The organism is Serratia sp. CY76391 (assembly GCF_052166695.1).
Classification (GTDB): Bacteria; Pseudomonadota; Gammaproteobacteria; order Enterobacterales; family Enterobacteriaceae; genus Serratia; species Serratia nematodiphila.
In genome coordinates this window covers 195290-218606 of the sequence record NZ_JBJNOJ010000001.1, presented here as the reverse complement: position 1 = coordinate 218606, position 23317 = coordinate 195290, and the positions used below count along the sequence as shown (strand labels likewise).

The window sequence follows — 23317 nt, the reverse complement described above, 5'->3', positions numbered from 1 at the left end:
AAGTTATGCAAAAAGCGGTATTGATAACCGGCTGTTCCAGCGGGATTGGATTGATTGCGGCGCAGGATCTGCGCAACCGCGGCTACCGGGTGCTGGCCGCCTGCCGTAAGCCGCAGGACGTGGAAAACATGCGCCAGCTCGGGCTGGAAGGCATCGAGCTGGATCTGGACGACAGCGCCAGCGTCGAGCGCGCCGCCGCCGAGGTGATCGCGCTGACCGACGGCCGCCTGTACGGCCTGTTCAATAACGGGGGGTTCGGCGTTTACGGCCCGCTCAGCCGCATTTCGCGCAGCCAGCTGGAGCGGCAGTTCGCCACCAACCTGTTCGGCACCCACCAACTGACCCAGCTGCTGTTGCCGGCGATGTTACCGCACGGCGAAGGGCGTATTATTCAGACCAGCTCGGTAATGGGTCTGGTCTCCAGCGCCGGGCGCGGCGCCTACGCCGCCAGCAAGTTCGCGCTGGAAGCCTGGTCGGACGCGCTGCGCATGGAGCTGCACGGCAGCGGCATTCAGGTCAGCCTGATCGAACCGGGGCCGATCTCCACCCACTTTAGCCAGAACGTCAACCAGGCGCAGAGCGATAAGCCGGTGCACAACCCCGGCATCGCCAAGCGCCTGACGCTGCCGCCGGAGGCCATTCTGCCCAAACTGCGCCACGCGCTGGAAAGCCCACGCGCCAAACTGCGCTATCCGGTCACCCTGCTGGCGCACGCGATGAGCGTGCTGCGCCGCATTTTGCCGGGCCGCTGTCTGGATTGGCTGCTGCGCAGCAACGCTTAATTCGCCCGACGGGGTTGAAGAATGGCGGCGCGCCCCCATTTACACCCCATGGCTCCGCACGATCAGAGAGAAAAAAGATGCTAGCTCAAGCTGTTGTTGATATTAACGAAACTAACCTGCACCAGACGCTGGAACAGTCGATGTCCATTCCGGTGCTGTTCTACTTCTGGTCCGAGCGCAGCCAACACTGCCTGCAGCTCACGCCGGTGCTGGACAAGCTGGCGGCGGAATACGCCGGTCAGTTCATTCTGGCCAAGGTGGACTGCGACGCCGAACAGATGATCGCCTCCCAGTTCGGGCTGCGTTCCATTCCGACGGTCTACCTGTTTAAAGACGGCCAGCCGGTCGACGGCTTCCAGGGCCCGCAGCCGGAAGAAGCGATCCGTGACCTGCTGCAGCGTTTCCTGCCAAAGGAAGAAGATCTGAAACTGGCGCAGGCGCAGGAGCTGCTGGCCGCCGGCAACGCCGCCGAAGCGCTGCCGCTGCTGAAAGACGCCTGGCAGAGCAGCCAGCAGCGCAGCGACATCGGCCTGACGCTGGCCGAAACGCAGATCGCCCTCAGCCGCAGCGAAGATGCCGAAGCGGTGCTGGCGACCATCCCGCTGCAGGATCGCGATACGCGCTATCAGGGCCTGGTGGCGCAGATTGAACTGTTGAAGCAGGCAGCGGACACGCCGGAAATCCAGCAGCTGCAACAGCAGGTGCAGCAAGAGCCGGACAACGTCGAGCTGGCGGTGCAGCTGGCGCTGCAACTGCATCAGGTCGGGCGTAACGAAGAAGCGCTGGAACTGCTGATGGGGCATCTGAAGAAAGATCTGGCCGCCGCCAACGGCAGCGCGCGCAAGACCCTGATGGACATTCTGGCCGCACTCGGCACCGGCGACGCGCTGGCCGCTAAATATCGCCGCCAGCTGTACTCCCTGCTGTACTGATACCGTCATACTTGAAGCTGCATCCAGGCGGCAAATGTGAGAAGCCCTGGGAGCTTAGATAACTAAGTGACCAGGGCTCGAACGTGCAGCCAGCTTGAGATATGACGGGGACTAGCGATAGACCCGCACCCCGCCCTCCACGCCCGCCGGGCTGAACAACACCTGCCACAGCTGAATGTTGCGCGAACGGAACGCGCCGGCGCAGGCGTTCAGGTAATAAGTGAACATGCGCTCGAAGCGCTCGGAATAACCGCCCGCCAATTCCGGCCACGCCCGTTTGAAATTCTCCAGCCAGGCCATCAGCGTGCGATCGTAATCGGCGCCGAAGTTGTGCCAATCCTCCATCACGAAACGCCCTTCGCTGGCCTCGGCGATATGCCGCACCGAAGGCAGGCAGCCGTTGGGGAAGATGTATTTGTCTATCCAGGCGTCGACGTTAAGGTCGGTTTGATTGGAACCGATGGTGTGCAGCAAGAACAGGCCATCGGGCTTCAGGTTGCGCGCCGCGACGCTGAAGTAGGTCTCGTAGTTTTTCGGCCCGACGTGCTCGAACATGCCGACCGACACGATGCGATCGAACTGACGATCCAGATCGCGGTAATCCTGCAGCAAGATCTCGACGTCCAGCCCGGCGCAGCGTGCCTGCGCCAGCTTCTGCTGCTCGGCTGAAATGGTCACGCCGTGCACCGAGACGCCGTAGTTTTGCGCCGCAAACTGCGCCAACCCGCCCCAGCCGCAGCCGATATCCAGCAGCGTCATGCCCGGTTTCAGCTGCAGCTTCTCGCAGATCATCCTGAGCTTGGCCTGCTGCGCCTGCTCCAGCGTCTGCGCTTCTTTCCAGTAGCCGCAGGAGTATTGCATGTAAGGATCGAGCATCGCCCGGAACAGGTCGTTGCCGATGTCGTAATGCTCTTTGCCCACCTGCCAGGCGCGCTTGCGCGATTGGCGGTTGAACAGCCGGGCATAGGCGATGCGCGCGATGTCGCTCAGGCTTTTCGGCAGCCGCTCATCGACGCCGGCCTGCAGAATGCGGGTAAACAGCATGTCCAGCCGTTCGCATTCCCACCAGCCGTCCATATAGCTCTCGCCGAAGCCGAGCGAGCCTTCCTGCAAAATGCGTTTGAACAGCGCCGGGTTATGCACCCGGATATCCCAGGCGCGCGGGCCGTTGATGGCGACGCCGGCTTCAGCCAGCATCTCCTCTACAATGCGATACCAGCGGTCTTTCTTCTGGGCGAGTTCATCAACACTGAGCGAATCCATAACAATCCTTGGCCGAAATGTCATTTCAAAAAGCATAGTCGCAAATAAAAATGACAAATTTTTGACGGTAAACACGGGGGTGTTTTTACTCTAGCCAAGGCGAGCAACATCATGAAATGAATAAAAATTATTGAAATCATGCCATTTAGGCATACTTATCTGCCAACTGTGCCAGACTTATTTCAATAACGTTTTTCTCCCTGTTCGGAACAGCGGTTCCGCTTATGGCGGAATCACCAACGCCCTGGATTAAGTCGCGGTATCGGTAGGCATTTTTCCGGCGCTGGCGTAATATCTGTTTACATATGTCTGACAGGAGGTTTGCATGCTTACTTTTATTCCCATCGTGATCGTCGTCGCGCTGATTGTGGTGTTCGCCGGCGTCAAAATTGTGCCGCAGGGGTTCCAATGGACGGTAGAACGCTTCGGCCGCTACACCAAAACGCTGATGCCGGGCCTGAACCTGGTGGTGCCGTTCATGGACCGCATCGGCCGTAAAATCAATATGATGGAGCAGGTGCTGGACATCCCTTCGCAGGAAGTGATTTCCCGCGATAACGCCAACGTGGCCATCGATGCGGTGTGCTTTATCCAGGTGGTCGATCCGGCGCGCGCCGCCTACGAGGTCAGCAACCTCGAACAGGCGATCGTCAACCTGACCATGACCAACTTCCGCACCGTGCTCGGCTCGATGGAGCTGGACGAAATGCTGTCGCAACGCGACAGCATCAACAGCCGCCTGCTGCACATCGTCGATGAAGCGACCAACCCTTGGGGGGTGAAGATCACCCGTATCGAGATCCGCGACGTGCGCCCACCGGCGGAACTGATCGCCTCGATGAACGCCCAGATGAAGGCCGAGCGAACCAAGCGCGCCGACATCCTGGAGGCGGAAGGGGTGCGCCAGGCGGCCATTCTGCGCGCCGAGGGTGAGAAACAATCGCAAATCCTGAAGGCCGAGGGCGAACGCCAGTCGGCGTTCCTGCAGGCGGAAGCGCGTGAGCGCGCCGCCGAGGCCGAGGCGCGCGCCACCCAGCTGGTGTCCGACGCCATCGCCAGCGGCAACATTCAGGCGGTGAACTACTTCGTGGCGCAGAAATACACCGACGCGCTGCAGAAGATCGGTTCCTCCAACAACAGCAAAGTGGTGATGATGCCGCTGGACGCCAGCAGCCTGCTCGGCTCGATCGGCGGCATTACCGAACTGCTGAAAGAAAGCAAAGGCAAATAATCATGCTCGAACTGATCGCGGCGAATCCGCTGTGGTTCTGGCTCTCCCTCGGGGGCGTGTTGCTGGCGGCGGAAATGCTCGGCGCCGGCGGCTACCTGCTGTGGAGCGGCGTGGCGGCGCTGTTGGTCGGCGCCTTGATCTGGCTGCTGCCGACGCTCACTTGGGAATGGCAAGGCGTGATCTTCGCCGTCCTGACCGTCGTCGTCGCCTATCTATGGTGGTACTGGCTGCGTCGCCGCCCGGCGGCCGGGTCCGGCGGTTCACCGGTGCTCAACCAGCGCAACCGTCAGCTGATCGGCACCCGCGCCACGCTGACGGAGCCGATGCACAACGGCATGGGGCGCATCAATATCGGCGACAGCAGCTGGCGCGCGCAGGCGGCGGAAGATCTGCCCGCCGGCACCGAAGTGGAAGTGGTGGCGGTGGAAGGGGTCACACTGGTGATCCGCGCCATCAGCCGTTAATTCGAACGACAGCATCCCGCCAGATTATTGATGATGGGGCACTCGGCCCCCTCGTCGCCCGGACATTGTTCCGCCAGCGTCAACAGGCGTTGGCGCATTTCTCCCAGTTCGCTGATGTGCCTTTCGATCTCCGCCACCTTCTGCAGCGTGCGCGCCTTCACGTCGGCGCTGTGGCGGGCCGGATCGTTGAACAACGCCACCAGCTCACGGCACTCGTCCAGGTTGAAGCCCACCTGCCGCGCCTGACGCAGCAGCGTCAGCTCTTCGACATGCTTGGCGGAATAGTGGCGGTAACCGTTGTCGCTGCGAATCGGGGCGGTAATCAACGCTTTCTCTTCGTAAAAACGAATCGTCTTGCTGGTTAAACCGGTTTTTTTCGCGACGTCGCTAATATTCATTTTCCCTCCTTGACCTTACCCTTGCTGGAAGGTTTAAGCTCCATTCTTAGTGAAAACAGGTCAGGCGGTCAACCTTTAAACACCGCCTCTACGCAAGGAGTTCAATCATGTCACACACCACTATGCTGGCATTGCAGGGGCTGTCCTGCATGAACTGCGCGCAGCGGGTGAAAAAAGCCCTGGAAAGCCGCAGCGATGTCGAACAGGCGGACGTTAACGTGCATTACGCCAAAGTGACCGGCGAAGCGCCGGACAGCGCATTGATCGACAGCGTGATCGCCGCCGGTTATCAGGCCGAAGTCGCGCCGCACGCCGATACCGAACTGCAGCTGAGCGGCCTGAGCTGCATGCACTGCGTCGGCACCACCCGCAAGGCGCTGGAAGCGGTGCCGGGCGTGTTCGCCGCCGAGGTCGAGATCGACAGCGCGAAAGTATACGGCGATGCCGATCCGCAGGCGCTGATCGCTGCGGTGGAAGATGCCGGTTATCATGCCAGCGTAGCGGGCGCCGCCGCCCCAAAAACTGAGCCGTTGGCTGACGCAACACCTTCGTTGCCGGACGTTCAGCCAGCGGCGCAATCTCCCCTTCCGGCAACCGACAGCGCGGACGACAGCATACAGCTGCTGCTCAGCGGCATGACCTGCGCCAGCTGCGTCAATAAAGTGCAGCAGGCGCTGCAAAGCGTACCCGGCGTAGAGCACGCGCGCGTCAACCTAGCGGAACGCAGCGCGCTGGTGACCGGCGCCGCCGATGCGCAGGCGCTGGTGGCGGCGGTGGAAAAAGCCGGCTACGGCGCCGAGATGATCCAGGACGAAACCGAACGCCGCGAACGCCAGCAGCAGACCGCTCGCGCCAACATGAAGCGCTTTAGCTGGCAGGCGGCGCTGGGGCTGGCGTTGGGTATCCCGCTGATGGCCTGGGGGCTGTTCGGCGGCAGCATGACGCTGACGCCGGAAACCCAGCGCCCCTGGCTGCTGGTCGGCGTCATCACCCTGGCGGTGATGGTGTTCGCCGGCGGACACTTCTACCGCAACGCCTGGCGCGCGCTGATGAACGGCAGCGCCACCATGGACACTCTGGTGGCGCTCGGCACCGGCGCCGCCTGGCTTTACTCGATCGCCGTCAACGTTTGGCCCGATTTCTTCCCGATGGAAGCGCGCCACCTCTATTACGAGGCCAGCGCGATGATCATCGGTTTGATCAACCTCGGCCATGCGCTGGAGCAGCGCGCTCGCCAGCGTTCTTCGCAGGCGCTGGAGCGGCTGCTGGATCTGACGCCGCCCACCGCCCGGCTGGTGACTGACGACGGCGAGCGCGATATCCCGCTGGCAGAGGTGCAGCTCGGCATGACGCTGCGGCTGACTACCGGCGATCGCGTGCCGGTCGACGGTGAAATCGTACAGGGCGAGGTCTGGCTCGATGAAGCGATGCTGACCGGCGAAGCGGTGCCGCAGCAGAAAGGCGCCGGCGATACGGTACATGCCGGGACGGTGGTCGACGACGGCAGCGTGCTGTTCCGCGCCGCCGCCATCGGCAGCCAAACCACGCTGGCGCGCATCATCAAACTGGTGCGTCAGGCGCAGAGCAGCAAACCGGCGATTGGCCAACTGGCTGACCGCGTCTCGGCGGTGTTCGTGCCGGCGGTAGTGGCGATCGCCCTGCTTAGCGCGGCGATATGGTACTTCTTTGGCCCGCAGCCGCAGCTGGTCTATACGCTGGTGATCGCCACCACGGTGCTGATCATCGCCTGCCCGTGCGCATTGGGCCTGGCGACGCCGATGTCGATCATCTCCGGCGTCGGCCGCGCGGCGGAGTTCGGCGTGCTGGTGCGCGACGCCGACGCCCTGCAGCAGGCCAGCCAGCTGGACACCCTGGTGTTCGACAAAACCGGCACCCTGACCGAAGGGAAACCGCAGGTGGTGGAGATCCTGACCTTCAATCAGGTCAGCGAACAGCAGGCGATCGGCTGGGCCGCCGCGCTGGAACAAGGCTCCAACCACCCGCTGGCGCGCGCCATCATGGAACGCGCCGCCGGGCAAACGCTGCCGCAGGTAGCGCAGTTCCGCACCCTGCGCGGCGCCGGGGTCAGCGGGGAGATCGACGGCGTGCAGGTGCTGCTGGGCAACGCCGCGCTGCTGGAACAGCATCAGGTCGCGACCGCCGAACTGGAAGCGCCGATGCGCGCCCAGGCCGAACGCGGCGTGACGCCGGTGCTGCTGGCCGTGGACGGTAAACCGGCCGCGCTGTTCGCCATTCGCGATCCGCTGCGCGAGGACAGCGTCGCGGCGCTGCAGCGCCTGCACCAGCAGGGATATCAGCTGGTGATGCTGACCGGCGACAACCCGGTAACCGCCAACGCCATCGCCAAAGAGGCCGGTATCGATCGGGTGATTGCCGGCGTGCTGCCGGACGGCAAAGCGGCGGCGATCAAACAGCTGCAGGCGCAGGGCCAGCGCGTGGCGATGGTCGGCGACGGCATCAACGACGCCCCGGCGCTGGCGCAGGCCGACGTGGGCATCGCGATGGGCGGCGGCAGCGACATCGCCATCGAGACCGCCGCCATCACCCTGATGCGCCACAGCCTGCACGGCGTGGCGGATGCGGTGGAACTGTCGAAGGCCACGCTGCGCAACATGAAGCAGAACCTGTTCGGCGCCTTTATCTACAATACGCTGGGCATTCCGATCGCCGCCGGCGTGCTCTACCCGCTGACCGGCACGCTGCTCAGCCCGGTGGTGGCGGGCGCGGCGATGGCGCTGTCGTCCATTACCGTGGTCAGCAACGCCAACCGGTTGCTGCGTTTTAAACCCAGGAAGTGATCGCCGGGGCGCCATGACGGCGCCCCGCTGTTTTCCGGGCTTTCCTGTGCGGCGGATAGCGTTTAGCATGAATAACGATTTCCCCTCGCCTTTCATGCTGAAACGCGCACCCGTTATTCAGGAGCCACGCCGTATGGGTCAACTGTTACGCCGCCTCGCCGCCTTTCTCGGCCTGATCTCGCCCAAGCGTTACGCTTATCCGGCGTTGGACATCACCCTGCCTGGCGATCGTCGGCTGCATCTGGTGGGCAGCATCCATATGGGCACCGTCGATATGTCGCCGTTGCCGCCCCGGCTGGCCGCCCGGCTGCAGCAGGCCGACGCGCTGATCGTCGAAGCCGATATCACCGACTCCGCCTCCCCTTTCGACCACGCCGAGCTGCAGCCGGAGCTGGAACAGCGCCTGTCCGCCGAAGAATATCAACGGTTGCTGGCGCTGTGCCATGAGCTGGGCACCGACCCGCACGCCTTCGCTACCCTGCCCGGCTGGCAGGTGGCGCTGATGATGCAGGCGCGCCAGGCTCAGCGTTTGGGGCTGCGCGCGGAATATGGCGTGGACTATCAGCTGCTGCAAGCCGCCCGGGCGCAGGACAAACCGGTGATCGAACTGGAAGGCGCGCGGCAGCAGCTGGCGATGCTGGAACAATTGCCGGAAGGCGGCATTGCGCTGCTGCGCGATACGCTGGAGCACTGGCATACCAACGCGCGGCTGCTGCAAACCATGGTGAGCTGGTGGCTGGACGCCAAACCGCGCGGTACGCTGGACACGCTGCCCGCCACCTTCAGCGCCGGGCTGTATGACGTGCTGATGCATCAGCGCAATCGCGACTGGCGGCATCAGCTGGAGGCGCTGCCTGCCGGTGACTATGTGGTGGCGGTTGGCGCATTGCACCTGTACGGCGAGGATAACCTGCCGGCGATGCTGCAGCCACAGGGGTAAAAAAGTGGCCAATATCGCTATTGGCCAGTCAAAGAGGAATTTCTTGTATTCTAGTTATACGCATAGCAACCGTGTTAACGGTTACAGTAAACAGGGTAGCAACCCGGTGAATATCTTGGCAACCCGCTTTATGTAACAGCCGCTCAGGTTGCCGGGCAGGTTGGATTTTTGTATTTTTAAGGCTGGTTATCACCCTTTCCCCGCCGGGGACATTTTGGACAACACATCATGACGCCCGCAGTCGTTCTGCTTGAGAAACAAAAGGTCACCTTCACCCTCCATCCTTATCACCACGACAGCGACGAAACCAACTTCGGCGACGAGGCGGTGAGAAAGCTGGGGCTGGATGCCGATCGGGTTTACAAAACCTTGCTGGTGGCGCTGAACGGCGATGCCAAACACCTGGCGGTGGCGGTCACGCCGGTCGCGACCCAGTTGGATCTAAAGAAGGTCGCCCGCGCGCTCGGCGCCAAAAAGGCCGAGATGGCCGATCCGCAGTTGGCGCAGCGCGTCACCGGGTATCTGGTGGGCGGCATCAGCCCGCTGGGGCAGAAAAAACGGCTGCCGACGGTGATCGACAGCCCGGCGCAAGCGTTCGCCACCATCTACGTTTCCGGCGGCAAACGCGGGCTGGATATCGAGCTGGCGGCCGCCGATCTGTGCCGCCTGCTGGCCGGCAGCTTCGCCGACATCGCCAAACGCGACTGACGCCGCGTGCTCAGCGGCACACCACCGTGGCGTCACAGGCCGCCAGCGTCTCCACCAGGCGGTCCTCCAGCGCTTTCACCTGCGCGCCGGGCACCAGATAGTTATTGCTGATGATGGCGAACGCCAGCGGCCGCCCGGTCGCCGAATCGACATAGCCGCTGAGCGACGATACGCCGGTCATGGAACCGCTCTTGGCGTGGGCGCGCCCCGCCGCCGCGCTGTTCACCATGCGGCTTTGCAGCGTGCCGCCCACCAACAACCCCGGCTCGCCCGCAACGGGCAAGGCGCGATACCAGTCGGCGAACCACGGCTGTTTTCTGGCCGCCAGCAGCAGCGTCGTCAGCTGTTGCGGCGTGATCTGGTTCATGCGCGACAGCCCTGAACCGTCCACCTGGCGATACGTGTCGGCCGCGATGCCCTGGCTTTGCACAAACCCGTTTATCGCCTGAAGACCGGCGGCCCAATCCCCTTTGCCCTGCGTCTTGCGGCCCATCGCCTTGGTCAATATCTCGCCGTAGCCGTTATTGGAGACTTTCAGGAAGGTGACGACCAGGCGGGAGAGCGGCGGCGAGGTTTTTTGCGCCAGCAGCCGTGCGCCGGCCGGCGTCACGCCCTCTTCAGCGTTGCCGCGCAGGGTGATGCCGCGCGCGCGCAGAGCGTGTTGCAATAAAGCGCCGACGACGAGGGCCGGTTGATCGACGGTAATCAATCGCGAGCTGGCCTCCGCCTGCGCGGCGATGGTGCCGCTGACCACGATCCGGTTGCTGCCCGGCCGGCGCTCGTACGTCAGCTCGGTGTCACTACCGGTGATGGTGCGGTTGACCAGCGTCACCGCGTCATTGGCGGGATAGAAGCTCGCCCGTCCCGGCGCGCCGGCGCGGGCGCCCGGCCGCACCGCCACCTGCACCACGTTGATATCGCCGCCGGGAGTAAAGGCGTAGTTCAGCGCCGAGATCGGCGCAGCGAAGGCGAAAGGTTCATCGTCCCAGCTCCAACCGGCGCCGAATGGCGTCTGATCGAAGGCGCCGGCATCCAGCAACAACCGCCCCTGTATATGACGGATGCCGCGTTTCGCCAGCGCCGCGGCGAAGGCGTCGAGATCGTCCGGATGCAGCGTCGGATCGCCGCTGCCCTGCAGATAGAGATCCCCTTGCAAGGTGTCGCCGCGCTGTTTACCGGCGGTCAACAGCCGGGTTTCAAAGCGGTAATCGGCCCCCAGCACGCCGAACGCCGCCAGAGAGGTGAACATCTTCATGTTGGAAGCCGGCGCCAAACGCTGCTCCGCGTGCGCCTGATACAGCACCTTGCCGCTCTCGGCATCGCGCACCATCACGCCGCTAGACGCCCCAACCAGCGCCTTGTCCTGGCCGATGGCCGCCAGCGCCTGGCTGAGGGTTTGTTCGTGACGTTGGCCGGATGACGAACACCCCGCCAGCGCCACGATGGCGGGCAGCAGCCAGCCTGCGGTTTTCAACATGTCATCTTCCTGTTTGCGTTATCAAAACCAAATTGTCGTTCAGGCTATCATTGGAAGGCGGCGGCGGCGACTTTTGCGTGCGTTTGGGGCGGGGTTTTCGGCGGGAAAACAGGCGGCCCGCCCATGGGGCAGGCCGCTGCGGTGGCGATTAGCGATAAACGATTTCGCCCTTCGGTTCGTAAGCCGCCGCATCCAGCGGCGAGTGTTTCTCGATGTATTGCTTCAGCACTTCGGCGTCGATAAAGCCGGTGTTGACGTAGCTCGGCAGCCCGTCCAGCTTCGGATAGCCGTCGCCGCCCAGCGCGTTGAAGTTCAGCGTCGCCATGCGGTAAATTTTATCCGCCTGCAGCGGCTGGCCATTGATCTTCACTTCGCTGACGCCCTTGCCGTCCGCCACCAGGCTGACGTTGGCGAACTGGGCGTAGGCGCCGGAATCCGGCTTCATGTTGGCCACCACCGCCAGGTACTCCTCAACCTCGCTGCCTTTCATATCGACATGCACCAGGGTGTTGCCGAACGGCTGCACCTTGAGCACATTCTTGTAGGTGATATCGCCGCTTTCAATCGAATCGCGCACCCCGCCGCCGCTCATCACGGCGAAGTCGGCGTCGGCGCGCTCCCTCTGCGCGGCCAGCATCACCCGCGCCAGGTTGGTCTGCACGAAGCGCACCTTGCTGCGGTCGCCTTCAAGCTTGCCGTTGACGCTGCCGATCTTCACTTCCAACTGCGCCTTGCCCTTATCCTGGAACGGCGTCAGCAGCTTCATCATGGCCGGATCTTCCGCAATCTGCCGGGTGTAGTACACCCGCTCGCTGGTGCCGTCCGCTTTCTCCACTTTCTTCTTCAGGTTCACCGGGATCAGCTGATAATGCACCAGCTTCAGCTCGCCGTTGCGGAATTCGAAATCGGCGCGCCCCACGTATTTGCCCCACTCGTGCGCCTGCACGATCCAGGTGCCGTTCTGGCGATCCGGCGAGCACGGCGTGCCCGGCACATAATCCACCTGTTTGCGGTTGTCGCCGGCCATGCACACCGGATCCTGCGAGTGGCCGCCGACGATCATGTCGAGATATCCGGCCGGCAGGCTGCGCGCCATCTCTACGTCGCCCGGCGCGTTAGAGCCGTGTTCGCCGTTGTCATAGTGCCCCATGTGGGTGGCGGCGATAATCACGTCCGGCTTCTCGTCCTTACGCAGTTGCTCCACCACCTGCTTCGCCTCCTGCGCCGGCACGCGGAACTCCATGTCGGTGAAGTACTCCGGGTTGCCTATCTTGGCGGTATCGTCGGTCGTCAGGCCGATCACCGCGATCTTGATGCCCTGCTTGTCGAACAGGGCGTAAGGCTTGAACAGGCGCTGGCCGGTGCTTTTCTGATAAATGTTGGCGGACAGCAGCGGGAAGGTCGCCCACTTCTCCTGCTGGCGCAGCACGCTCAGCGGGTTGTCGAATTCGTGGTTACCGATCGCCATCGCGTCGTAACCCACCAGGTTCATGCCGCGGAAGTCCGGCTCGGCGTCCTGCAGATCCGATTCCGGCACGCCGGTATTGATATCGCCGCCGGACAACAACAGCAGGCTGCCACCCTGCGCAGCCACTTCCTGACGAATGCCGTCCACCAGCGTTTTCTGCGCGCCCAGGCCATATTCGCCGTGATCGTTCTGCCAGAAGTGACCGTGATGATCGTTGGTGTGCAGAATGGTGATGGCGTAGGTCTTATCCTTTTCCCAGGCACTGGCGGCCCCCGACAGCAACGTCAGGGAAACGGCCAACGCGCATGCGGTGGTTTTCAGCGAAAAACGCATGGCGGATCTCCGTGTATTAAATGGCTTTTATGATGAGGCCGAAATTGTAGCGCGAATTAATGACAGCTGATTTCAATTTTTTGCGATGTGAGTCTGATTATTTCAGATATGGTAAAAATTGAACGTCCTGCCTAAGATGTCATCTCTGTGCTCAACAACTTATCAGGCTAATAATAATATGACCGACAGTAGCCAAAGCGCGATACCGCCCGCCAAAGGCAGTGCGGTGAAAGGCACCGCCTTCTCCATCCTTGGCGCCATCAGCGTGTCTCACCTGCTCAACGATATGATCCAGTCGCTGATCCTGGCGATTTACCCGATCCTGCAAGCCGATTTCCACCTCAGCTTCGTGCAGATCGGCATGATTACCCTGACCTATCAGCTAACGGCCTCGCTGCTGCAACCGCTGATCGGCTATTACACCGATAAACACCCGCAGCCTTACTCGCTGCCGATCGGCATGGGCTTTACCCTATCCGGCCTGCTGCTGCTGTCGGTGGCGAGCACCTTCCCGCTGGTGCTGCTGGCGGCGGCACTGGTGGGCACCGGCTCATCGGTCTTCCACCCGGAATCCTCGCGCGTGGCGCGCATGGCCTCCGGCGGGCGGCACGGCCTGGCGCAGTCGCTGTTCCAGGTCGGCGGCAACTTCGGCAGCTCGCTCGGCCCGCTGCTGGCGGCGCTGATCATCGCGCCTTACGGCAAGGGCAACGTCGCCTGGTTCTCGCTGGCGGCGCTGCTGGCGATCGTGGTGTTGCTGCAGGTCAGCAAGTGGTATCAACATCAGCATCGGGCAACTAAAGGGCAGCCGAAAAGCCCGTCGCTGCTGAAACCGCTGCCAAAACGTACCGTGGCCTACTCACTGGGCATCCTGCTGGTGCTGATTTTCTCCAAATACTTCTATTTGGCCAGCATCAGCAGCTATTACACCTTTTATCTGATACATAAGTTCGGCGTTTCGGTGCAGAATGCCCAAATTCACCTGTTCGCCTTCCTGTTTGCGGTAGCAGCAGGTACCATTATTGGCGGGCCTCTTGGCGACAAGATAGGGCGTAAATACGTGATTTGGGGCTCTATTCTCGGCGCAGCGCCGTTTACCCTTGTTTTACCCTATGCATCTCTCTATTGGACCGGCATTTTGACGGTGATCATCGGGGTTATTCTCGCCTCGGCGTTCTCCGCCATTCTGGTCTACGCTCAGGAGCTGATCCCCGGTAAAGTCGGCATGGTTTCCGGCTTATTCTTCGGTTTTGCTTTCGGTATGGGCGGGTTAGGTGCGGCAGTTCTTGGTTATGTCGCCGATTTGACCAGTATCGAACTGGTCTACCAAATCTGTGCTTTCCTGCCACTGATCGGCATTATCACCGCATTACTGCCCAATATGGAGCATAAACCACAATAACCCCGCGAACCGCCCGGATGAAATTATTTATTCATCCGGGTTATCCTACGGATAAATCAATGTTATTTGGTTTATCTGCCCCAAAACCCCCTCGTTGCCACACCTTAAGTGAAATCCTCTGCTTTTTTACAAAAAAGACCAAATTAGCCAAGCAAGCCGCGAACAAATGCAATAAACTAAATGTATCTTTTCGTAACTTTGTTGCGTTTTTCCCGTGCCGCGATGCATAGCCAGAAGGAGTATGGATGCATAATTCAACACCGCTCATCACCACCATCGTCGGAGGGTTAGTACTCGCCTTCCTCCTCGGCATGCTGGCGAACCGCCTGCGCATCTCCCCTCTGGTGGGGTATCTGGCCGCAGGGGTGCTCGCCGGCCCGTTCACCCCCGGTTTCGTCGCCGACACCTCACTGGCGCCGGAACTGGCGGAAATCGGCGTTATCCTGTTGATGTTCGGTGTTGGCCTGCATTTCTCTTTGAAAGACCTCCTCGCAGTAAAATCTATCGCCATTCCCGGCGCCGTGGCGCAGATAGCCGTCGCTACCCTGCTCGGCATGGGGCTGTCCAAGCTGCTCGGCTGGGATCTGATCTCCGGTCTGGTGTTCGGCCTCTGCCTCTCCACCGCCAGCACCGTGGTGCTGCTGCGCGCCCTGGAGGAACGGCAACTGATCGACAGCCAGCGCGGGCAAATCGCCATCGGCTGGCTGATCGTCGAAGATTTGGCGATGGTGCTGACGCTGGTATTGCTGCCGGCCTTCGGCAATATGCTGGGCAATGACAACGCCAGCAGCAGCCAGTTGCTGATGGAGCTGGCGCTGACCATCGGTAAAGTCATCGCCTTCATCGCGCTGATGATCGTGGTCGGCCGCCGCCTGGTGCCGTGGATCCTGTCGAAAACCGCCAGCACCGGCTCGCGCGAGCTGTTCACCCTGGCGGTATTGGCGCTGGCGCTCGGCATCGCCTACGGCGCGGTGAAGCTGTTCGACGTCTCCTTTGCGCTGGGCGCCTTCTTCGCCGGCATGGTGCTGAACGAGTCCGAGCTGAGCCACCGCGCGGCGCATGACACCCTGCCGCTGCGCGACGCGTTCGCGGTGCTGTTCTTCGTCTCGGTCGGCATGCTGTTCGATCCGATGATCGTGATTAACGAACCGCTGGCGGTGCTGGCGACGCTGGCGATCATCGTGTTCGGCAAATCCGCCGCCGCGTTCCTGCTGGTGAAAATGTTCGGTCACTCCAAGCGCACCGCGCTGACCATTTCCGCCAGCCTGGCACAGATCGGCGAGTTTGCCTTTATTTTGGCGGGCCTCGGCATCGCGCTCGGCATGATGTCGGAGCACGGCCGCAATCTGGTGCTGGCCGGCGCCATTCTGTCCATCATGCTCAATCCGCTGTTGTTCACCCTGCTGGAACGCTATCTGGCCAAAACCGAAACCATCGAAGAGCAAATCCTCGAAGAGGCGGTGGAAGAAGAGAAACAGATCCCGGTGGATATGTGCAATCACGCGCTGGTGGTCGGCTACGGCCGCGTCGGCAGCCTGCTGGGCGGCAAACTGGCCGAGGCGGGCATTCCGCTGGTGGTGATCGAGAATTCCCGCCCGCGGGTGGAAGCGTTGCGCGAACAGGGTATCAAGACGGTGCTGGGCAACGCCGCCAATCCGGAAGTGATGGATCTGGCTAGGCTCGACTGCGCGCGCTGGCTGCTGCTGACCATCCCGAATGGCTACGAGGCCGGCGAGATCGTCGCCTCGGCGCGCGCCAAGCGCCCGAACATCGAGATCATCGCCCGCGCCCACTACGACGATGAAGTGGCCTACATCACCGATCGCGGCGCCAATCAGGTGGTCATGGGCGAACGCGAGATCGCCAACAGCATGCTGAACATCCTGCAGCTGGACACCCTGAGCGAAGAAGAAAAAATGGGCGGCTGCCCGATCTGAGGCACCGCGCATAAAAAAAGGTCCGGCATGCCGGACCTTTTCTTTTTCAGCGGGTTAACGCTCCCAGTAGGACTCTTCCAGGCTATCTTCCCGCTCCGGCAGGCCGCGCGTGAGGCGTGGCGAATGCTGGTTCAACACCTGGTAGCTGACGCGGTTGGCGTATTTGCACACCTGCGCCAGGGAGGAGTAGGTCAGGTAACTGCGCACATGCTTGCTGGAGTTCGGCACGTTGTGGCGGTGATAGCCGTTGGCGGCGATATCGTGCAGCAACGCCGACAGCGCGCCGTCGCCGGCGCCGTTGGTGTTCATGATCTTCTCCGGCCCACCCATATACGGCGCGATATGCGAATAAACGCGCAGCGGATTTTCACAGTGCTCGCGGCGCATGGCGCGGCTGAACTCGTAGCGGTTGAACTCGGCGATATGCCCCGGCAGCAGCGGGTGCTGGGTCTGCCGCTTATTGGCTTCTTCGGTGTAGCCCGCCATATACAGGCCATTCGGCCCGGCGGTGCACAGCACCAGATCCACCCACTCCAGCGCCATGTCCGAGGCGGTCAGCGGATCGCTCAGCCCGGTCAGCTCCAGCGCTTCGTCTTCGTTCATCGCCAGAATCGTCACATTTTCCTTCAGGAAGTCGCGCCACCACTGCGGGTTGTCGGCAATGACGTACTTGGTACCCAGGGTCAGCACCACCGGCACATCGTGTTTTTTGGCGTACTCGATCGCCTGCAGGGTCGCGTCCTTTATCGGCTCCCCTTCCTTGCAGCGCACCAGGTAAGAACTCAGCACCAGCGCCGACGCGCCGGCGATCACCTCTTCAGGAATGCTTTCCGGGCGCAGCTGGTTCATCTGGCCGGGGTTGATGGCGAAGGTGCGCTCGCCGCTTTCGCCGATCAGCGTGAAACAGCGGCCGATGGCGCCATCAACGCCCTGCAAATAGTTAAGATCGGTGCGGCTGGAGGTATTGCACAGATAACGGTAGGCGTAGCTGCCGATTTTCACGTTGCTGCACATCACGCCGAGCAGTACCGAACGATCGTCCGCCAGCACCGAATAGTTGTGCATGGTATTGCCGATGGTGCCGCCGGCGAACTGATGGGTGACCAGGTTGTTTTCATTCAGTTCCTGATACAGCGCCTCGGCGACGTCGTCTTCGATCACCAGAGAGTGGCCCAGGCTCAGGCCGTAACGCTGGACAAAAGCATCGTCCACTTTTGCCTCGATATCCACCAGCGTCTGGTCGATGCCGACAATATACGAGGTGCTGATTTCACTTTCGGGCTGGGCCTGCTGCAGAAGCGGATCGCGGGCGCTCACCGGAAAATAGTGTTTGGACTTGCGTTTACCAGGAAATTTCATGTGATTGGCGGTGGTGACGGTTTAACAAGCGGAGAATGTTAACACATCCCCGCCCGATCACGATGCACCTAATAGACAGATTATGGATGATTACAGACGCTGCGCCACCAGCTGCTGCATCATGTCGATATGCGCCGGCTCGTCGTTCAACGCCGAGATATATTCAAACTTCTCGCCGCCGGCCTTGAGGAAGATCTCGCGGTTCTGCTCTTTGATCTCTTCCAGCGTTTCCAGGCAGTCAGCCGAGAAGCCGGGGCAAATCAGTTGAATGTGCTTCACGCCCTGCGCCGGCAACCCCTTCAGGGTTTCATCGGTGTACGGCGTCAGCCACGGCTCGCGGCCGAAGCGCGATTGGTACGTCATCATCACCCGCTCCGGCGCCAGCGGCAGCGTGGCGCTCAGCGCACGCAGCGTATCCTCGCAGCGCTGCGGGTAATCGTCGCCCAGACGCGCATAGCGCTTGGGGATGCCGTGGAACGACAACACCAGCCGGTCCGGCTGGCCGTGCTCGGCGAACGAGCGCTCCACGCTTTGCTGCAGCGCGGCGATATAGGCCGGGTGTTCGGCGTAATCGCGAATGAAGGCCACAGAAGGCAAGCGGCGATAGCCTTTCAGCACCCGCGCCACGCCATCCCATACCGCCGCGCTGGTGGAACAGGAATATTGCGGATAGAGCGGCAGCACCACCAGGTTGGTCACGCCCTGCGCCAGCAGCTTGTCGATGGCTTCCGCCAGGCTTGGCGAACCGTAGCTCATGCCCAGTTCCACCGGCGTATTCGGCATGCGCGCCGCCAGCGCCCGCTGTTGGCGGCGGCTGTACACCAGCAGTGGCGAGCCCTCTTCCATCCACACCGACTGATAGAGTTTCGCCACGCGCGGCGAGCGGATCGGCAGGATCGCGCCGTTGAGGATCGGCCACCAAATCAGCGGCGCCGTGTCGACCACGCGATCGTCACTGAGGAATTCCTTCAGATAGCGTTTGACCGCAGACGAGGTCGGCGCATCTGGCGTGCCCAGGTTCACCAGCAATACGCCGTGTTTCTCTTGCTTCATCTCAGTTCCCCTCATTTCCTTTCCGGCCGGCATTCCGTTCTGGGTCGGGATGTCAGCAGCCATTAATGCCGGCTATTGTAACGGAAAAGTCCTGCATCGAAACCGATAACAGCAACAGGCTATGCCTGTGGGCTTCTTCCCTGCGCCAGCTGCCATACCGCCGCCACGTTGCGCGCCGTCACCTGCAGATTGCGATCGGCGTCCGCCAGCGCTTCTTCCAGCGTCACAATGCGATCGAGCACCGAAAACGCCGCATCGATGCCGTGCTGATGCACCACCGAATAATCCGGCGTCAGGCTGCCGGCGATGGCGATCACCGGCACGCCGTGGCGCTTGGCCACCCGCGCCACGCCGATCGGCGTTTTGCCGTGAATCGACTGGCTGTCCAGCCGCCCTTCGCCGGTGATCACCAGATCGGCATCGCGCACCGCCTCATCCAGGCGCAGGGTTTCGGTGACGATCTCGATGCCCGGCCGCAAGCGCGCGCTGAGCATGCCGAGCAGCGCCGCCCCCATGCCGCCCGCCGCGCCCGCCCCTGGCTGGGCCAGCACGGCGCGGCCGGTTTCCCGTTCCAGCAGCTCGCCGTAGTGGTGCAGCGCCGCATCAAGCTGCGCCACCATCTCCGGCGTCGCCCCCTTCTGCGGCCCGAATACCGCCGAGGCGCCCTTTTCGCCGCACAGCGGGTTATCGACGTCGCAGGCGGCGGTCACGCTCACCCGTTGCCAGCGCGCGTCCAGCCCGGCGAGATCGAGGTGCGCCAGCTGCGCCAGCGCCGCGCCGCCCACCGGCAGCGGGCGACGATCCTTATCCAGCAACTTCACGCCCAGCGCCTGCATCATCCCGGCGCCGCCGTCGTTGGTGGCGCTGCCGCCGATGCCGAGAATGATCGCCTTCACGCCGCGTTCCAGCGCCGCCAGCATCAGTTCACCGGTGCCGTAACTGGTGGTGATGCGCGGATCGCGCCGGCCGGGCGGCGCCAGATGTAGCCCGGAAGCCGCGGCCATTTCAATCACCGCAGTTTCGCCATCGCCCAGCAGGCCATAGAACCCCTGCACCGGCTCCCCCAGCGGGCCGGTGACCGTCACCTGAACGATCTCGCCGCCGGTGGCCGCCACCATCGACTCTACCGTGCCTTCGCCGCCGTCCGCCATCGGCAACTTCACGTAGTGCGCCTGCGGGTAGATTTGGCGGAATCCCCGCTCGATAGCGTCAGCGACGCCGAGCGCGCTCAGGCTCTCTTTGAAAGAATCCGGGGCAATAACCACTTTTTTCAGCGTTTTCATCACTGTTCCTTATCCCGCCAGGTTAAATACGCCAAACATCAGCGCCGAGATTGCCGCGATGGTGAACCCCACCAGCGTCTCATACGGCAGCAGCTTCAGCCGCTCGTGCACCGCCATATTGACGCTGCCGCCGGTGGCGTGGAAGAAGCTGCCGTGCGGCAGGTGATCCAGCACCGTGGCGCCCGCGTGGATCATCGCCGCGCCGGCCAGCCCGCTCACCCCCAGTTCCAGCAGCGTGGAGCTGAACACCCCGGAGGCGACGGCGGTGCCGGCGGTGGTCGAGGCGGTCGCCATCGACATCAGCGCGCCGGACAGCGGCGCCAGCAGCCAGGCCGGCAGCCCGGTATGCGTCAAACCGTTAATCAGGACATCCTTCAGCGCCGAGTTGGCGATAATGCCCGCCAATGTGCCGGTGCCGAGCAGCATGATCGCCACCGGCGCCATGCGCGACAGGCCGGAGACCATGAACTGATTGCACTGGCGAATGCGCCCCATCAACAGCGCGCCCGCCAAACCGCCGGCCGGCAACGCGATCAGCGGATCGACGGCGATCCCGGCGATCGGCCGCAGCGACAGCAGCAGGATCGCCACCAGCGGCGCGCTGATCGCCGCCGCGAAGCCCGGCCGCGCCCCTTCGGCATGCTGAGTCAGCTCTTCGGCCATCACCTTGCTGCCTTTATCGCTCAGGCGGCGCGCCAGCAGATAGGCCACTACCAGGCCGCACAGCCCCGGCACGATGCCGGCCATCATCACCGAGGTGAGCGGCACGTGGAAATTGTCCGCCGCCGCGATGGTGTTCGGGTTAGGCGACATCACGTTGCCGGCCTTGCCGCCACCGATCATCGCCAGCAGGATCGCCGCGCGTGAAATGCCGGCCTTCTGGGCAATCGACAGGGCGATCGGCGCGACGGTGATCACCGCCACGTCGATAAACACCCCCACCGCCGTCAGGATCAGTGTAGCCACCGCCAGCGCCAGCAGCGCACGGGTTTCGCCCACCTTGCGCACGATGGTTTCGGCGATGGTGTGCGCCGCGCCGGATTCGATCAGCACCCCGGCCAGCACCCCCGCCGCCAGAATGCGCATCACGGCGTTGGTGATGCCCTGCGCCCCACCGATCATCAGCGTCACGGTCTGCACCAGATCGGCGCCGCCGCACAGCCCGCCCGCCAGCGCGCCGGCGATCATGCCGTAAGCCGGCGGCACCTTGCGTAGAATCAGGACGATGGCGACGGCTAACGCCACCAGCGCCCCCAGAGTGGATACGGTTGTCATTGTTGTTTTCTCCGTGGTTGATGTGCAGGCCAACATATCGCGCGCGCCCGGCGCAGACCTGAGGGAAAACAACAAAAAATCGCCGGGGGAACGGCGCGGAATTTGTGGGTTGGCACAATTCAGTCGTGCATCAGCATGCCGATATACAACCGCAGAGCATCGGTTAATTGATTGATTTTCATGCCGGTTATCGCCTCGATGCGCTGCAGGCGATAACGCAGGGTATTGACGTGAATATGCAGCTGCGCGGCGGTCTGCGTCTGATCACAATTCTGCGAAAAATAGTGGCGCAGCGTGCTGCGCAGCACGCCTTTTTCGTCCTGTTCGCCCAGCGTTCGCCAGGGACGCCCCAGCTCTTGCGCGCGCCAGTCCTCTCCCAGATCGCACAGCAGCGACGGCAACGGATAGTCGTGGTAGAACAGCGTGGCGTGACGCAATTTCAGGCGCTGCGCCATCGCCTGGGTGGCGCGCGCCGTCAGGCTGGAGCGGTAGGCGCTTTGCGGATCGTCATAAAAACCGCCGACGATCAGCCGCACCCGAAAGCGGTGCTTGAGCTGGTTTTGCAGACGCTGCGCCTGTTGGCGCTCCAGCTTCAAACTCCATTCGCCTTGCGCCATGCAGGCCGGGCGCAGCAGGGTCATTTCATTGAAACCGGTAATGGCGATCAACGCATCGCGCTGGGTGGCCTCCAGCTCCGCCAACAGCTCGCGCAGCAGGTGCGGCTGCGCCTCTTGCAATTCGACGATCCACACGATGCGCGCCTGGCGCAGATCCAATCCCAGATACGCCGCCATCGCCTCCAGCGACGCGGTGTTCGGCTGCGGCTGCAGCAGCTGGTTCGCCAGCTCTTCCCGGTAGCGTTTTTCCCACTGGTGCTGATCCAGCAGCGCCGCCTGCTCCACCATCATCTCCGCCGCCATCTTGACCAGCTCGGCGTAGGCGCGCACCTCGGCCGGTTCGCCGGAAATGCCGATCACCCCCACTCGCTGATTACGAAAGCTGAACGGCAGGTTGATGCCAGGCCGCACCCCTTTCAGATGCTCGGCGGTGGCGCGATCGATCTCCACCACCCGATTCTCCGCCAACGCCAGCACCGCGCCCTCATGGCGCTGAAACAGACGCTGCGGATTGCCGGAGGCGATGATCACGCCGTTGCTGTCCATCACGTTGACGGAATGGCTGATGATGCCCATCGCCCGCTGGACGATCTGGCGCGCGGTGGCTTCCGCCAGAAGAGTGGTTTGTCTGAGCATGCCCGGCTCCCTGCTGAGGGTGAAAACGCAGGCTTGTTATACGCCATTTGGCGCGGGCGATTAACGGGCACGGTTGCAACAAGCCGCCGCGATCACAATTTGGCGGCAAAACGGCAAAAAAAACGCCGGGCCACGGGCCCGGCGTCATGCACGATGCGCTTGCGATCAACCGAGGATGGTCGCAAGCTCTGCGCTCACTTCGGCCACCTTGCGGGTGCCGTCGATTTTGCGGTATTGGGTGTTGCCCGCTGCCGCTTCTTTGCTGTAGTAAGAGATCAGCGGCGCGGTCATCTGATGGTATTCCACCAGACGCTTGCGCACGGTCTCTTCCTGATCGTCCTTGCGCGTGGTCAGCTCTTCGCCGGTCACGTCGTCTTTGCCTTCCACCTGCGGCGGATTGAATTTCACGTGGTATACGCGGCCGGACGGCGCGTGCACGCGGCGGCCAACGATGCGGTCAACGATCAGCTCATCCGGCACGTCGAACTCCAGCACGAAGTCCACGTTGATGCCGGCTTCTTTCATCGCGTCAGCCTGCGGAATGGTGCGTGGGAAACCGTCCAGCAGGAAGCCCTTGCGGCAATCTTCCTGAGCGATGCGCTCTTTGACCAGCGCGATCACCAGCTCATCGGTCACCAGCTTGCCGGCGTCCATGATCTCTTTCGCCTGCTTGCCCAGTTCACTGCCGGCCTTCACGGCTGCGCGCAACATATCACCGGTGGAGATTTGCGGAATGCCGTATTTCTCCATGATGAATTGAGCCTGAGTACCTTTACCAGCGCCCGGAGCGCCCAGCAGAATGATACGCATTGCGTAAATCCCCTTGCTATGTAGTTTTTATAAAATTGCGAAAACGCTCAACGATACCATTTCAGGGGGGGCAGGCTCAAGGCGCGCGAAGGAAATCGATTGCGGAATGTGCAAAAAAACCGACGAACAAAAG

The 23317-nt window shown here is 62.3% G+C and carries 19 protein-coding genes; 9 read left to right on the top strand and 10 right to left on the bottom strand.

The features are described 5' to 3' along the window. Positions 1-5: 5 nt before the first annotated feature. Positions 6-782: an SDR family oxidoreductase gene (locus tag ACJ8PN_RS01195; protein ID WP_004940195.1), complete on the top strand. Its 777-nt coding sequence runs from the start codon at positions 6-8 to the stop codon at positions 780-782. Between the two features lie 77 nt (positions 783-859). Then, on the top strand, positions 860-1714 hold the full coding sequence (locus ACJ8PN_RS01190) for a co-chaperone YbbN (RefSeq protein WP_171453454.1): 855 nt from the start codon (positions 860-862) through the stop codon (positions 1712-1714). A gap of 111 nt (positions 1715-1825) precedes the next feature. On the opposite strand, the gene cfa is transcribed toward ACJ8PN_RS01190, so the two are convergent. Next, the gene (gene cfa, locus ACJ8PN_RS01185) at positions 1826-2977 is read right to left on the bottom strand and encodes a cyclopropane fatty acyl phospholipid synthase (RefSeq protein ID WP_015376906.1); all 1152 of its coding nucleotides are present in this window, start codon (positions 2975-2977) and stop codon (positions 1826-1828) included. A gap of 325 nt (positions 2978-3302) precedes the next feature. Here cfa and ACJ8PN_RS01180 point away from each other — a divergent pair, with 325 nt between their 5' ends. Further along, on the top strand, positions 3303-4208 hold the full coding sequence (locus ACJ8PN_RS01180; RefSeq protein ID WP_004940203.1) for an SPFH domain-containing protein: 906 nt from the start codon (positions 3303-3305) through the stop codon (positions 4206-4208). A gap of 2 nt (positions 4209-4210) precedes the next feature. Further along, positions 4211-4672 (top strand): NfeD family protein, encoded by a 462-nt coding sequence (locus ACJ8PN_RS01175; RefSeq protein ID WP_171453452.1) that lies wholly within the window; start codon positions 4211-4213, stop codon positions 4670-4672. Here ACJ8PN_RS01175 and cueR read toward each other — a convergent pair. Further along, the gene (gene cueR / locus ACJ8PN_RS01170; protein ID WP_351106897.1) at positions 4669-5070 is read right to left on the bottom strand and encodes a Cu(I)-responsive transcriptional regulator; all 402 of its coding nucleotides are present in this window, start codon (positions 5068-5070) and stop codon (positions 4669-4671) included. The two genes, ACJ8PN_RS01175 and cueR, sit on opposite strands and share 4 nt — an antisense overlap. Positions 5071-5177: 107 nt before the next feature. On the opposite strand from cueR, the gene copA reads away from it, so the two are divergent. From copA to ybaK, 3 genes are all read left to right on the top strand, one after another. Further along, positions 5178-7889: a copper-exporting P-type ATPase CopA gene (copA, locus tag ACJ8PN_RS01165; protein WP_442534539.1), complete on the top strand. Its 2712-nt coding sequence runs from the start codon at positions 5178-5180 to the stop codon at positions 7887-7889. 133 nt (positions 7890-8022) lie between these two features. Then, complete coding sequence (locus ACJ8PN_RS01160) at positions 8023-8829, top strand: TraB/GumN family protein (RefSeq protein WP_442534538.1); 807 nt, start codon at positions 8023-8025, stop codon at positions 8827-8829. Between the two features lie 228 nt (positions 8830-9057). Continuing rightward, positions 9058-9537 carry a Cys-tRNA(Pro)/Cys-tRNA(Cys) deacylase YbaK gene (gene ybaK / locus ACJ8PN_RS01155; RefSeq protein WP_049272291.1) on the top strand — a complete coding sequence of 160 codons (480 nt, stop codon included), beginning with the start codon at positions 9058-9060 and terminating at the stop codon, positions 9535-9537. Between the two features lie 10 nt (positions 9538-9547). Here the strand turns inward: ybaK and dacB are convergent, their stop codons facing one another. Both dacB and ushA read right to left on the bottom strand, forming a co-directional pair. Further along, positions 9548-11014 (bottom strand): D-alanyl-D-alanine carboxypeptidase/D-alanyl-D-alanine endopeptidase, encoded by a 1467-nt coding sequence (dacB, locus tag ACJ8PN_RS01150; RefSeq protein WP_442534537.1) that lies wholly within the window; start codon positions 11012-11014, stop codon positions 9548-9550. Positions 11015-11162: 148 nt separating this feature from the next. Next, positions 11163-12815, bottom strand: coding sequence for a bifunctional UDP-sugar hydrolase/5'-nucleotidase UshA (gene ushA / locus ACJ8PN_RS01145; RefSeq protein WP_015376872.1), 1653 nt, complete (start codon positions 12813-12815; stop codon positions 11163-11165). Positions 12816-12993: 178 nt separating this feature from the next. Here ushA and ACJ8PN_RS01140 point away from each other — a divergent pair, with 178 nt between their 5' ends. Further along, on the top strand, positions 12994-14214 hold the full coding sequence (locus ACJ8PN_RS01140; RefSeq protein WP_131164600.1) for an MFS transporter: 1221 nt from the start codon (positions 12994-12996) through the stop codon (positions 14212-14214). A 245-nt stretch (positions 14215-14459) separates the two neighbouring features. Continuing rightward, positions 14460-16151 (top strand): YbaL family putative K(+) efflux transporter, encoded by a 1692-nt coding sequence (ybaL, locus tag ACJ8PN_RS01135; RefSeq protein WP_004940247.1) that lies wholly within the window; start codon positions 14460-14462, stop codon positions 16149-16151. Positions 16152-16205: 54 nt separating this feature from the next. On the opposite strand, the gene ACJ8PN_RS01130 is transcribed toward ybaL, so the two are convergent. The 6 genes from ACJ8PN_RS01130 to adk form a co-directional block, all read right to left on the bottom strand. Next, entirely contained in the window at positions 16206-17510 is a 1305-nt protein-coding gene (locus tag ACJ8PN_RS01130) for an inosine/guanosine kinase (protein WP_004940249.1), read from the bottom strand. A 90-nt stretch (positions 17511-17600) separates the two neighbouring features. Continuing rightward, entirely contained in the window at positions 17601-18563 is a 963-nt protein-coding gene (gene hemH, locus ACJ8PN_RS01125; protein WP_004940253.1) for a ferrochelatase, read from the bottom strand. 119 nt (positions 18564-18682) lie between these two features. Next, positions 18683-19846 (bottom strand): glycerate kinase, encoded by a 1164-nt coding sequence (locus ACJ8PN_RS01120; protein ID WP_171453441.1) that lies wholly within the window; start codon positions 19844-19846, stop codon positions 18683-18685. A gap of 9 nt (positions 19847-19855) precedes the next feature. Further along, the gene (locus ACJ8PN_RS01115) at positions 19856-21121 is read right to left on the bottom strand and encodes a GntP family permease (RefSeq protein ID WP_015376868.1); all 1266 of its coding nucleotides are present in this window, start codon (positions 21119-21121) and stop codon (positions 19856-19858) included. Positions 21122-21240: 119 nt separating this feature from the next. Then, positions 21241-22374 carry a sugar diacid recognition domain-containing protein gene (locus ACJ8PN_RS01110; protein WP_021504663.1) on the bottom strand — a complete coding sequence of 378 codons (1134 nt, stop codon included), beginning with the start codon at positions 22372-22374 and terminating at the stop codon, positions 21241-21243. A gap of 165 nt (positions 22375-22539) precedes the next feature. Then, positions 22540-23184 carry an adenylate kinase gene (gene adk / locus ACJ8PN_RS01105; RefSeq protein ID WP_004940261.1) on the bottom strand — a complete coding sequence of 215 codons (645 nt, stop codon included), beginning with the start codon at positions 23182-23184 and terminating at the stop codon, positions 22540-22542. Positions 23185-23317 lie beyond the last annotated feature (133 nt).